This is a genomic window from Vibrio splendidus, from assembly GCF_003345295.1.
GTDB classification, from domain to species: Bacteria; Pseudomonadota; Gammaproteobacteria; order Enterobacterales; family Vibrionaceae; genus Vibrio; species Vibrio splendidus_K.
This window is the reverse complement of sequence record NZ_CP031056.1, coordinates 1,616,661-1,629,166: the sequence shown is the minus strand read 5'-3', so window position 1 is coordinate 1,629,166 and position 12,506 is coordinate 1,616,661. Positions and strand designations below refer to the sequence as shown.

Genomic DNA, 12,506 nt, shown 5'->3' with positions numbered 1-12,506 from the left:
GGGGATTAATAGGGGCGAGGGTTGGGAGTTATCATTCCTGAACCTAACGCCAGTAATAACAGTAGCACGACAACGGCTGACCACATGACTCGACGACCCAAGAAGTGACTCAGTCTTTTGCCATTGTGTTTACCTGAGGCGATTTGGATTAGCCCTTTCATCAGGTTGAAAGCGATAAAAAACAGCAAAGCGACCAATACAATTTTAAACAACAACACAAAGGTAGATGACGCCATAGTGATAACTCCAAACCGATTGATTGATGATGAACACAAGTTCCGCAGTAAAGGTTTTTGGATAGCGGTTGTTTTAACTGTGGTTTCAGTCGGCATTTTAATCAAGTTGGGTTTGTGGCAGTTAGACAGAGGTAACGAGAAACTACGTTATGAACAGCAGCTATCAGAAAGAGCGCAGCAATCGTCTAGATCATTGGATGCGGTTATCTCTGAATTGCAGAGCTCGCGTACACAAGCGCAAGATTTATCTGAACAGCAATCTTTAAATGGTTTGAAGGTTGATGTGGAATTGGAAACACCAAGTGGTTTGGTGATCTTGTTAGACAACCAGATTAACCAAGGAACGGTGGGGTATGTGATTTATATGTTGGGGGAAGTTCAAGGCCAAGGAAAGCAGTTCTTGCACAAACATCAACTACTGATAGACCTTGGGTTTGTTGTGGCAAGCCGTGACAGAAGAGAGCTACCGCAACTAGGAAATATCACATTACCAACCAATATGTCAGGGCGTTTGTACACACGTTCGGTGAACCCTCTAAGTCATGAGTTGGCTTTAGAAAACACAACGCCTAAAAGAATTCAAAACATCAACATCACAGCGTTATCAGAGTACACAGGGCAAGAAGTGCTGCCCTTTGTTTTCCAACCTCAAAGCTTAGATTCATGGCCTTATGAGTTGTTGTGGCGACCAACGGCGATGAAATCTGAAAAGCACTTCGGTTACTCATTTCAATGGTTTGTAATGGCAGCGGTACTTTTGTTTTTGATGTTGTTAATTGGCTATCGGTACCTAAAAGCGACACCTATCACGGAGAACAACGATGGATAAATCTCAAGCACAAGTGAACAGGGAAAGTACCGAGGCAAACATGGCTGAGCTTAGAAGCCGTCGTACTAAGGGACGTTTGGTATTAATCGGACTCGTTCTAATTTTCGCTTTGCCAGCGCTTATCGCCAAAACTGTGTTGGACCAGAATTGGTATACGTCAGGTGTCACTAACTCAGGCGAATTGGTAGAACCAAGAGTCACGTTAGCGGATTTTGGCGTAACGGTACCCATGGCTGGAGAGGGTTGGTTAGTGGGTTATATCGCACCGATGGAGTGCGAAAGCTTGTGTGAACAACAGCTTCATTATTTGAATCAAAGCTACTTAGCGTTAGGGAAAAACAAAGAGCGCGTGACCGCCGTTGTTTTTGTTTCAGAAGGTAACTCGTTGTCGGGGGCGCTCAACAAGCCTGATTTGTCGTTTTTAGCTGGTGGTGATCAACTCAGTACTGTGTTTGCGCCTGCTTCAATTGTCATTATCGATCCTCTTGGGCAACTGGTGATGGAATATAAGAGCGTTTCGGACTCTTCGGAGTTAGTCAGCCAATCGAAAGGCATGATTCATGATTTACGAAAACTACTCAAGCTGTCGAGAGTGGGGTAATGGCGAGTAATCATTAGGTGTTGATGGTTCGTATAGGGAGATAAGCGATGCAAAAAGGAGCTCCAAAGTTACTCATGTTTATTATGAGAGTGACTATCTTGCTAACTCTGACTGTTATTGTGCTCGGTGCTTACACGCGTTTGTCTGATGCTGGTCTTGGTTGTCCAGATTGGCCGGGATGTTATGGCAAGATCACCGTGCCTTCCGATGCATTAGCGGTGAATGAAGCGAATCTACAATTTCCAGAACGAGTGCTTGAAGCTGAAAAAGCCTGGATCGAGATGGTACATCGCTACTTTGCAGGATCGTTAGGAATTCTTATCTTCGTGGTCGTTATTTGGTGTATCCAGAAAAACATTTCACCGATGGGCCTTCCCCTAGTTATCTCCGCAACTGTGATCTTTCAGGCTTTGCTTGGTATGTGGACAGTCACTCTCAAACTCATGCCTGTGGTCGTGATGGCGCACTTGATGGGTGGCTTTACGTTGTTGTCCCTTCTTTGCTTGCTCTATTGCCGTTTATCCAATATTCAGAGCCGTTTTAGTGGACATGTTTATCCGTCAAAACTTAAAGCTTGGGCGCTGCTTGGGTTGATAGTGGTGGTTGGGCAGATCTTATTAGGTGGGTGGACGTCATCCAACTATGCCGCTCTTGTGTGTACGCAATTACCCATTTGTGAAGGTAACTGGACAAGTTATCTCGATTTCAAAAATGCTTTCGATTTTGCTCAACACGGACATGATAATTATGAGTTTGGTGTGTTGGAGTATCCAGCAAGACTTACCATACATGTCATGCATCGTTTTGGCGCTATTGTTGCCACATTAACTGTGTTGATGATTGTGTATCAACTTTGGAAGTTGGGTAAAGCACCTCAACAGAAGCTGAGTATCGTTGTTGCGATGGTGTTGTTTGCTCAAGTCAGTTTGGGGATTAGCAATGTCTTGTTCCACCTGCCGATATCCGTTGCGGTTTTGCATAACCTAATGGCGGCAATGTTGCTTGTGAGTATGGTTGTGACTAACTTTGTGGTGTGGCAGTACAAACCAAGCGAGTGTTTGGCTAAGAACAATGTATTACAAGGAGGTAATCATGGTCAGTAGAACGTCGACACAAAATAGAGTGATGGTTCAAGGTGGAGCATCAAGCAATGAAAGTGCGACCAATCATGGAATTTCTTCAGGAAACGAAGTGGTTTCAACAAGTGATTTGGTCTCGAAAAATAAAGTAACTTGGAAGGTCTATTTAACGCTGACTAAACCCAAAGTGGTGGCTTTGATGTTGCTGACGGCATTGGTTGGGATGTGTTTGGCCGTGCCGAATGGATTGCCTTTGCAACAAACTCTGTTCGGAATGATTGGGATAGGGTTAATGGCAGGTTCAGCGGCTGCGTTTAACCATTTGATCGATAAAAAGATCGATGGGCAAATGACTCGAACAAATCGACGTCCTTTACCATCCGGTGAGCTCAGCAGTGTGCGCGTATTCAGCTTTGCAGCAGGTATCGGCTTACTTGGGTTCGCTACGTTAGTGGTGTGGGTCAATCAACTGACTGCTTGGTTAACCTTTGCAAGCTTATTCGGTTACGCGGTGATTTATACCATGTATTTGAAACGAGCGACCCCGCAGAACATCGTGATAGCCGGAATTGCTGGCGCTATGCCACCCTTATTAGGCTGGACGGCCGTAACCAATGAACTGCATTCAAATGCTTGGCTGTTGGTGATGATCATCTTTATTTGGACGCCTCCGCACTTCTGGGCGTTGGCAATTCATCGTCGTGATGAGTATGCCAAAGTGAATATCCCCATGCTGCCTGTGACCCATGGTATTGCTTACACCAAAACATCGATTTTGCTCTATACCTTGCTGCTAAGCATCGTATGTATATTGCCAGTGTTGGTCGGCATGAGCAGCTGGATATATCTGAGCGCTTCATTGGTGCTCAACGGTGGGTTTGTTTACCACGCTTGGGTACTTAAGTATCGTGATGAGCCTAATATGGCGATGAAGACCTTTAAGTTCTCCATCTATCATCTCATGATCTTGTTTGTTGCTCTGTTGGCAGACCACTATCTACTTTAACAACTGGCGTTTCTACTTTTACTGAACAAGAAAACGGATGCTTTGGGCATCCGTTTTTGTTTGGTTGATGACTAAAACTCACTTAATACAAAGTAAGTATCTAGCGAGTACTTAGTCCACTTTGTTCCAAGCACTTTGCCAGTGTGAACCGACACCTGGTTCGTACTGAGTTGCTGTTGGAGCCCATTGAACACAGTAACCAGAGTATGGGAACTCTTTACACTGATAAACGCCGCCGTCGCTGCTCAGAACCTTTGTTCCTGCTGTGTAAGACTCAATGCTTTCTGGGAACACGAAGTCGTAGTCGCCTGCTGGTGGCGGTGTTTGCTCGTCCATTAGGTGGAAATCAAGCGTGTTCTGATCCACTAAGTTACCTTGGTCATCTTTCGTCACAACCACAAGCATGTGGTGGCCAGCTTCCGACTTAGATAGAGTGAGTTGAACATCTTCAACTTGTCCGTCTGCTAATTCAGATTTCTGAGAGGCAAGTGCTTCACGGTGATGGTTGTACACGGTCAGTTCTGCTTGAATATCGCCAGTTGCTGCTAATGTAAGACCAAGCTGTGTAGGTTGGTTTTCATCAATAACATACTCAGATTCTAGGCCTGTGACTTCTAACTCATGATCTGGCTCTGGAGTATCAATCTTGTAACCGATCTCTACGCTCTTAAAGCCTGAACCTGATTTTAGATAAACAGGGTTCGTGCCATACACTGGCGCGAAATCGTTTTGATCGTTCAGCTGACCTGCTTTGATTTGCGTTTGCTCTTGATTGATCTTCGAAGCAAGCGCGTAAGACCAGTTGTTTGCTTTACCTTGTTCGTTGTTCTCAATCACTAACTCTGTACTGTATGAAGCGTTCTCACCAGATTGGTCGAAGACACGAGTGTAAACTGCGTCGCCAATGTTGAGGTCTTGAGTTGGATTGATTTGACCGCCTTGATCCCAATCCGGGATAACAGGGCCATCGCCGTCAAATTTTACATCGATAACGTTGTAGAAAGCCGCTGCAGTATCACCCACATCCCATACAGCAAGAATCACTTGATAACCTTCACGCTCTGGTACATTACACAAGTGGCTGACTTGCATCGGTGGTTGTTCCATATTGCCTTCAACAACGCAGAATGGCGTTAAATCAAAAGAACTGCGTGCCAAAGGTTGGTTTGGGTTCCAATCTGGTTGAGTAATGTAATATTTCCAATCACGGGTTTTGTGGTTCGCTGTGAACGTCCACTCAAAGTACTGAGATCCAGATTTGATAGGGCGCTTAACCCAGCGGTCTGCGGTTTGCTCGTCTAGCGCTGCCGCTAAAGAAGATTGTGCACTAGCGATTTTTCCATCGGCAGGGCCGCTTTCAGGAAAGCCCTCAGGGCCTTCTACACTTTGTGGTTCATATTGAATACCACCACAGCCTGTGTTTTTTTGTTGTGTATCACTCGCTGGGAATTTACACAACGCGACACGGCTTTCTGCTACGCCATTATCGTATGCCGAGACATAACCGTGACCGAAGCTTGCTCCACTGACGCTAAGTAGCGATAGCGCGATGAGCGATTTTTTTGGGAGTTGTTTCATTATTTGTCCTTACTGTATTTGGCCGACAAAAAAGAGAACACTCCGGCATGCATTTACACTTAAATTCTATTAAGTGGCGGCCCCGCTATCATAGACAGAATATATGTCGACAGACCGGTGGCTTTGCGTCCTATTCTTTCAAATAGTTTGCCAGAAGTGAGTTTGAGCAAACGAAATGTAGCCAACAGCTTTTATAAATGCGACACAATAGATTTAAATGTGGAATGCTAATCTCGAACTTATAATTCTTAATACAAATTAACTTGCCATATGTGTTCCTAGGTAACATATAAACAATTGATATAAATAAAGAAAGTAATTGCTCTAATTGTTTCTGTGAATGATTAATGGTTATTATTCTTTGTTCCTTACACCGATTGAGCGCATATCAAAACCAAACCTTTGGTTTCCACTAACCGAACGCTGACATGCTGTGTATGAAAAGCCGGACAATTGATTGGTACGAATTATATAAAGGAGTCGGTATGGAATTTACAGAGCAAGACAGAGATGCGTTGTATCAAACGTGGATGTCACAAAAGTCGCGAATGCGAATTACGCAGATGGAGTTTTCGAAGAAGCTAGGCATGAACCAGCTTGATTTCTCAAGAGTGCTAAGAGGGGAGACAGCATTGACTATGTCTTTCATTAGTCACTTCTGTCGCTTACTTCACTTAGAACCTAGGAATGTGTTTCCTTCGCTTAAAGAAGGTAACAAGTCAGGGCCTAAAGTCGTTTATTTGAAAAGTAGAATGAGTGTTGATGGTGAAATTCAAAATGCTTACATCGAAGGAAATCAAGTAATCGTAGAGTATGCACACACCGTTCAGCATGATTAATTTTAAAGCTAGCTCTGAGTTTTAACTCCCCTTTTCTACAAACTTTTCATATAAGGTATGACATACTTAATTAAATTCCTTAATTTTAACTAAGTGCGTCATGAAACCTCTAAAAGTCTTTTTGCTTGTTGCAACCAGCATCTTCTTGTTTGATTGTGCAGGCGGCCCAATTAAAACCGCAACTAAATTCACCAGCTATGAAGATTTTCAACCATGATTGACTCGCTTGATGATGCCAAAGATGCGATCAACTATTGGGTTGAACGTTTAGGTGATACTCTACAGAATATCGATGACGCTTAGAAAGAGCCTGTAATGCTAGAGAAAGAGAACCTGATTAAACTTGCTAGAATGCAAATGCCATTTGGTAAATACGCTGGTCGTACGTTGATTGACTTGCCTGAAGAATATTTGCTGTGGTTCGACAAAAAAGGGTTCCCCTCTGGTGAGCTAGGCGACTTATTAAAACTGTGCCTTGCTCTGAAAATTGAAGGGCTTGATAGCGTTGTCAAACCATTGAAAAGAATGTAGTTGAATAGAGAGCTTGCGTTAATCACGTGAGCTTTTTTTGTTTTCAAGTGCTACACAATGCTACATGTATGCTGAAGCTTGAAGAATAGCTGCTCTTGTCTTCCTTGAAATTACGCAATCGATAGTGTGTAAACAATACTATACATGGTGTTTCTAATATAAAACACAAAAAAAATTGCGTTTATTTTCAATTAGTGATTGAAACTAGAGTTTTTACTAGTTAAGTTACAAGGAACAAGAAGATTAGTGCTGAAAGAAAGTTACGTGAGACAACGTACATTCAGCTCAAGGATAGAAAAAAGGAAGAAGTAAGCGATGTTTCAGACTGATGATGTAAGAATTAACAAAGTAAAAGAGTTATTACCACCTGTTGCTGTTTTAGAAAAGTTTCCAGCGACAGAAATTGCTTCTTCTACAACCTTTGAAAGCCGTAAAGCGATTCATAATATTTTAGAAGATAGCGACGACCGCTTGCTTGTTATCGTTGGCCCATGTTCTATTCATGACACAGAAGCTGCACTTGAATATGGCAAACGCTTGAAAGTGTTACGTGATGAACTAGGCGATAACCTTGAAATCGTAATGCGTGTTTACTTTGAAAAGCCACGTACAACTGTTGGTTGGAAAGGTCTAATCAATGACCCGTACATGAACGATACGTTCAAGCTAAACGATGGTCTTCGTCTAGGACGTAAGCTACTGCTTGACCTAACTGATATGGGAATGCCGACGGCAAGTGAATTCCTAGATATGATCACGCCTCAATACGTTGCTGACTTAATCAGCTGGGGCGCAATTGGCGCACGTACGACTGAATCTCAGGTTCACCGTGAACTTGCTTCGGGTATTTCTTGCCCTGTAGGCTTTAAGAATGGTACTGATGGCAACATTAAGATTGCAACCGACGCGATTCGTTCAGCGAGTGCTTCTCACCACTTTTTGTCGGTAACTAAGTACGGTCACTCCGCTATCATAGAAACTGCAGGTAACCCTGATTGCCATATCATCCTACGTGGTGGTAAAGAGCCAAACTACAGTGCAGAGCATGTAAGCAAGATTAAGGAAGAACTAAAAGCTTCAGGTCTTCCAGAGAAGGTGATGATTGATTTCAGCCATGCGAATAGCTCTAAGCAGTTTAAACGCCAAATTAACGTATCTGATGACGTAAGTGCACAGATTTCAGGTGGTGATAAAGCTATTTTTGGTGTGATGATTGAATCTCACCTTGTTGAAGGTCGCCAAGACTTGGTTGACGGCAAAGCAGCGACATACGGTCAGTCTATTACCGATGCTTGTATTGGTTGGGAAGATACTGAAACAGTACTTCGCCAACTGGCAGATGCTGTTGAAGCTCGTCGCAACAAGTAAACTAATTACAGTCAGCGACTAAGCGACTGAAAATTCAAAGCCCTTATTAGCAATCGCTAGTAAGGGCTTTTTTGTGGCTCTTAGTTGAAAATTAGTTAAAAACTGGAAGTGCTTTGTATTCTTAAATGAAAAAAGACAGTAGCTCGTCGACTTTAAGTGACAGTAAAGTTCTATCTTGCTTGGTTTCCACGTTGAGGCGTATCAACGGCTCTGTATTGGACTTTCGTAAGTTGAAGCGCCATGTGCCCATATTCATGCTGAGCCCGTCTGTGTGATCGATCTCAACGGCATCAACTTGATAGTGCGACAACACATAAGCCATGACTTGTTCTGGGTCTGAAACCCTACGATTGATCTCTCCTGAAGAAGGGAATCTATCCATACTCGAATTGGTCAATTGGTGAAGAGATTGTTGAGTTTTCGACATCAGTTCTATCACTAAGAGCCAAGGAATCATTCCTGAATCGCAATAACCAAAATCACGGAAATAATGGTGCGCACTCATTTCACCACCGTACACAGCGTTTAATTCTCGCATCTTCTCTTTGATGAGCGCATGCCCAGCTTTGACTGCAACAGCCTTCCCATCAAGCTTATTGGCGACTTCAATCGTGTTCCATGTCATACGCATATCGTGCAACACTGTGGCGTTAGGCTCTTTTAACAAAAATGCTTCAGCGAGCAACCCGACAATATAGTACCCCTCAATGTAATTGCCATTTTCGTCAAAGAAAAAACAACGGTCAAAATCACCATCCCACGCAATGCCAAGGTCGGCAGAATGCTCTAAGACTGCATCTCGAGTCGCTATTTGGTTTTCTTTAATCAATGGATTGGGAATACCATTAGGGAAGTTTTCGTCAGGAGTATGGTGAACCTTGATGAAGGTGATAGGGGCACTGAGCTCTTTAAATTTCTTCTCTAAAGCATCAATGACATGTCCTGCAACACCGTTTCCTGCGTTAACCACAATCTTCATTGGTGAAAGTTTAGAAGGTGTTATGTAGGAGAGTAGGTGGTCTACATAAGGGGCGAGAATACTGGTCGATATGCCTGAGTTATTTGATTGAACATGAACGATCGGCAAATCGGTGTTCAGCTCTTGATTCAGTACTTTAATACGTCGTTTGATTTTATCTAAACCACTGTTTTTACTGATGGGGCTAGCATCAGCACCGACCAATTTCATTCCGTTGTAATTGATTGGGTTATGGCTGGCTGTGATTTGTATTCCGCCAATCGCTTTTAGGTGACGAGTCGCAAAGTAGACTTCTTCAGTGCCAGTCATCCCAAGATCAATGACGCTTATCCCGGACTTGATTAAGCCTGCAGTAATGGCTTCTTGCAGTGACAAAGACATTTCACGGTTATCTCGACCAATAACGACTGGAGGCCATGCACTTGGAGTCTTGGCATTTCCTGACAGGATATATTCACCAAACGCCTTTCCAAGCAGATAGGCAAACGGCTCATTGATTTGGCTACCAATGATGCCGCGAATGTCGTTGTTCTTAAAGCAGCTAAGATCTAATGTTGGTTTCATTTGATTGAAGTCGCTTCTATTTCTATTTTTTGTTCTGAGACGAAGAAGCTTGTTCGCTTCGAACGTCTCGCCCATAGCTGTCTTGATATCGAATGATATCGTCTTCACTTAAATGGCTGCCGGTTTGAACTTCAATCATTTCAAGAGGTGTCTCGCCAGGGTTCTCTAAGCTGTGGATGTGACCTAAAGGGATGTAAGTCGACTGATCTTCTTCGACGAGATAGATTTTCTCATCGTTGGTCACCTTCGCAGTGCCAGCTACTACTACCCAATGTTCCGCTCTATGATAATGCATCTGTAGTGAAAGCTGATGACCCGCTTTTACGGTGATACGCTTAACTTTGTCTCGCTTTCCTAAATCAATCACATCGTATTTACCCCAAGGCCTCAATACCTCACGATGATGAATATGCTCCGTTCGACCTGCTTGACTTAGTTGACTAACAATCGATTTTACACCCTGAACCTTGTCTTTATCTGCGACTAATATGGCGTCTTTGGTCTCGACAATAATCAGGTTATCGACACCTACAGTAGCAACTAGCTTGTTTTCAGCATGGATGTAGTTGTGTTGAGAGTCGACGGTTAACACGTCACCTTCAATGACGTTGTTATGCTCATCTTTGTCGCTTACATCCCAGATAGCAGACCATGAGCCAATATCATTCCAACCGACATCCATCGGGATCACAGCTGCGTGCGAGGTTTTCTCCATCACGGCATAATCGATGGAATCGCTTGGGCTACTTTTGAATGCTTCAGCGTCGATACGGATAAAGTCGAGGTCGGTATTTTGCTTTGCAAGAGCGAGTTTACAAGCCGCTAATATATCGGGGTGGTGTTCGGCGAGTTCTTCAAGATAGCGTGATGCCTTAAACATGAACATGCCACTGTTCCATAGGTACTGTTCTGAGCGGATGTATGCTTCTGCGGTTGCTTTATCGGGCTTTTCTACAAAGCACTCAATGTCGTAAGCATAATGGGTTGGTTGGTCTGTAATGTTGGTTTCTAGTTGTAGGCTAGAGATAAGAGGTTGCCCTTGTTTGATGTAGCCATAGCCAGTCTCTGGAGCATTTGGGGTTATACCGAATGTCACCAGTTTGCCTTGTTTTGCGTAATCAACACCACGGTTAATCGATTGTTGAAATTCAGAGGTTTTAGCGATGTGATGGTCGGCAGCAAGCACTAATAAGATTGGGTCAGCCGCTTCTCCTTTAGTGTCATGAGACTTGGTCAAAGCTTGCAAGGCTGCAAGTGCGATGGCTGGCGCAGTATTTCTACCGACAGGTTCTAACAGAATGCCGCTGTGCAGGACGTTAGCTGAGCGAATTTGTTCAGCAGCGATAAAACGATGCTCTTCATTACAGATGATGAATGGCGCATCGCAGCTGCTATCCGTTAGGTGTGCGTCGATACCTTGCAGGCGTTGAAGTGTTTGCTGAAGCATTGATTGTTCGCCAGCAATGTTGAGGAATTGCTTAGGGTAGAGCTCGCGAGACAATGGCCAGAGGCGGCTTCCAGAGCCGCCAGCTAGAATGACAGGTAAAATCATAAAGTGGTAATTAGGCGTAAAGGGCTACTAACACCATGTTACCACGCTTATGGCTTATCTATGAGCTTCAGGGCTCGAATTCATTACACCCTGAGAATCGTTGATGTCTTGCGCTTCAATCTTGAGTGTTTGTGTTGGGAAGGCGATATCAGCATTGTGTTTATGAATAATCGCTAACACCTGCAATAAAACATCTTGTTTCACTTTGTGGTACCTGATCCAGTTGACCGTTTTTGTGAAGGTGTAGATAAAGAAGTTCAGTGTTGATGGCCCAAATTTGTCAAAGTTAACGATCAACGTCTGTTTGGCATCAATATCTGGGTGGGTCTCGAGCATGGTTCTTACATCATCAACAATGAGCGCCAATTTGTCTGCATCTTGATAACGAAGACCAAAGGTTTCATTGATTCTACGATTCAACATTCTCGATGGGTTCTCTACCACAATACTACTGAACACCGAATTTGGAACGTACAAAGGACGCTTATCAAAAGTGCGGATAATCGTCATGCGCCAGCCAATGCGTTCGACAGTACCTTCGATTTGACGATCGGGAGAGCGTATCCAATCACCGACTTTAAAAGGGCGGTCGAAGTAAATCATCATGCCACCGAAGAAGTTCGACAGTAGATCTTTAGCGGCTAAACCGACGATTAAACCACCGACACCACCAAAGGTAAGCAAACCCGATAGGCTCAGCCCAAACGCCTGCATGATGGTTAAGCCGCCCATCACCATAAAGAACAGTCGAGCCACTTTCGCGATAGCTTGTACTGTGGTTTCGTCTCTGTTTTTTTGCTCTAAGACATATTCTTCAGAGTTACTGATCATTCGCAGCGTAAACCAAACAAACGTAGATATGATCAGTATGTGTTTAAGTGTTCTTAGCCAGTTGATTTCATTACCAAACTGGTCTTGAAGGATCAAGCCAACAGACACGGTAGCAGGCCAGCACCAAAGCAACGTACTGACAGGTGTTTTTAAGGCCTCTAGCAGTAGGTCATCCCAATGAAATTGGGTTTTTTTGACCAAGATTTCCAGGCGATTATGGACAATTCGCCAAGCGACCCAAGCGAAAAAACTCGCAATAGTGATGAATAGGACGCTATTTGCCCAATCGCTATGGCTCTGGTTGATGTAGGTTTGTACTTGGGTTATGAATTCATTCATTGTGTGTACTGCCGCAGAAATTATGGGTTAGAAATTAGCAGAAATCACTTTTGTTCTCTACCTTTATAAATCAATCGATTAGCTGAAAATTGTATCTCTATATGGATATATAGTCGTTTTTTTGTATGAAGACAATTTTGTTATTTGTTTTCGATGCTACGTAGCTTTGTAAGT

Annotated in this window: 12 protein-coding genes and 1 riboswitch; of the genes, 7 read left to right on the top strand and 5 right to left on the bottom strand. The window is 43.5% G+C overall.

Going from position 1 to position 12,506, the window contains the following annotated elements:
* Window positions 1–5: 5 nt before the first annotated feature.
* Window positions 6–236 carry a DUF2909 family protein gene (locus tag DUN60_RS22795; RefSeq protein ID WP_029225153.1) on the bottom strand — a complete coding sequence of 77 codons (231 nt, stop codon included), beginning with the start codon at window positions 234–236 and terminating at the stop codon, window positions 6–8.
* On the opposite strand from DUN60_RS22795, the gene DUN60_RS22790 reads away from it, so the two are divergent.
* The 4 genes from DUN60_RS22790 to cyoE are packed head-to-tail and all read left to right on the top strand — an operon-like array spanning window position 124 to window position 3,751.
* Window positions 124–1,065 carry an SURF1 family protein gene (locus DUN60_RS22790; RefSeq protein WP_114635550.1) on the top strand — a complete coding sequence of 314 codons (942 nt, stop codon included), beginning with the start codon at window positions 124–126 and terminating at the stop codon, window positions 1,063–1,065. The two genes, DUN60_RS22795 and DUN60_RS22790, sit on opposite strands and share 113 nt — an antisense overlap.
* Window positions 1,058–1,666: a hypothetical protein gene (locus tag DUN60_RS22785; RefSeq protein ID WP_114635549.1), complete on the top strand. Its 609-nt coding sequence runs from the start codon at window positions 1,058–1,060 to the stop codon at window positions 1,664–1,666. The genes DUN60_RS22790 and DUN60_RS22785 overlap by 8 nt, the downstream gene beginning before the upstream one ends.
* 47 nt (window positions 1,667–1,713) lie before the next feature.
* Window positions 1,714–2,769, top strand: coding sequence for a COX15/CtaA family protein (locus DUN60_RS22780; RefSeq protein ID WP_114635548.1), 1,056 nt, complete (start codon window positions 1,714–1,716; stop codon window positions 2,767–2,769).
* Complete coding sequence (gene cyoE / locus DUN60_RS22775) at window positions 2,759–3,751, top strand: heme o synthase (protein ID WP_114635547.1); 993 nt, start codon at window positions 2,759–2,761, stop codon at window positions 3,749–3,751. The genes DUN60_RS22780 and cyoE overlap by 11 nt, the downstream gene beginning before the upstream one ends.
* A 111-nt stretch (window positions 3,752–3,862) precedes the next feature.
* Here the strand turns inward: cyoE and gbpA are convergent, their stop codons facing one another.
* Window positions 3,863–5,329, bottom strand: a complete 1,467-nt coding sequence (gene gbpA / locus DUN60_RS22770; RefSeq protein WP_114635546.1) for an N-acetylglucosamine-binding protein GbpA — start codon at window positions 5,327–5,329, stop codon at window positions 3,863–3,865.
* A gap of 72 nt (window positions 5,330–5,401) precedes the next feature.
* A riboswitch (cyclic di-GMP riboswitch) is annotated at window positions 5,402–5,491 on the bottom strand.
* Between the two features lie 323 nt (window positions 5,492–5,814).
* Here gbpA and DUN60_RS22765 point away from each other — a divergent pair.
* From DUN60_RS22765 to aroG, 3 genes are all read left to right on the top strand, one after another.
* Entirely contained in the window at window positions 5,815–6,168 is a 354-nt protein-coding gene (locus tag DUN60_RS22765; RefSeq protein WP_017075827.1) for a hypothetical protein, read from the top strand.
* 315 nt (window positions 6,169–6,483) lie between these two features.
* Window positions 6,484–6,699 carry a DUF3820 family protein gene (locus DUN60_RS22760; RefSeq protein ID WP_004730103.1) on the top strand — a complete coding sequence of 72 codons (216 nt, stop codon included), beginning with the start codon at window positions 6,484–6,486 and terminating at the stop codon, window positions 6,697–6,699.
* 315 nt (window positions 6,700–7,014) lie between these two features.
* Window positions 7,015–8,067: a 3-deoxy-7-phosphoheptulonate synthase AroG gene (gene aroG, locus DUN60_RS22755; protein WP_114635545.1), complete on the top strand. Its 1,053-nt coding sequence runs from the start codon at window positions 7,015–7,017 to the stop codon at window positions 8,065–8,067.
* A gap of 121 nt (window positions 8,068–8,188) precedes the next feature.
* On the opposite strand, the gene DUN60_RS22750 is transcribed toward aroG, so the two are convergent.
* The 3 genes from DUN60_RS22750 to DUN60_RS22740 are packed head-to-tail and all read right to left on the bottom strand — an operon-like array spanning window position 8,189 to window position 12,332.
* Window positions 8,189–9,610: a phosphohexomutase domain-containing protein gene (locus tag DUN60_RS22750; protein WP_114635544.1), complete on the bottom strand. Its 1,422-nt coding sequence runs from the start codon at window positions 9,608–9,610 to the stop codon at window positions 8,189–8,191.
* Between the two features lie 22 nt (window positions 9,611–9,632).
* Window positions 9,633–11,162 (bottom strand): mannose-1-phosphate guanylyltransferase/mannose-6-phosphate isomerase, encoded by a 1,530-nt coding sequence (locus tag DUN60_RS22745; protein WP_114635543.1) that lies wholly within the window; start codon window positions 11,160–11,162, stop codon window positions 9,633–9,635.
* Window positions 11,163–11,216: 54 nt separating this feature from the next.
* A complete protein-coding gene (locus DUN60_RS22740; protein ID WP_114635542.1) occupies window positions 11,217–12,332 on the bottom strand; it encodes a mechanosensitive ion channel family protein in 1,116 nt (371 codons plus the stop codon).
* Window positions 12,333–12,506 lie beyond the last annotated feature (174 nt).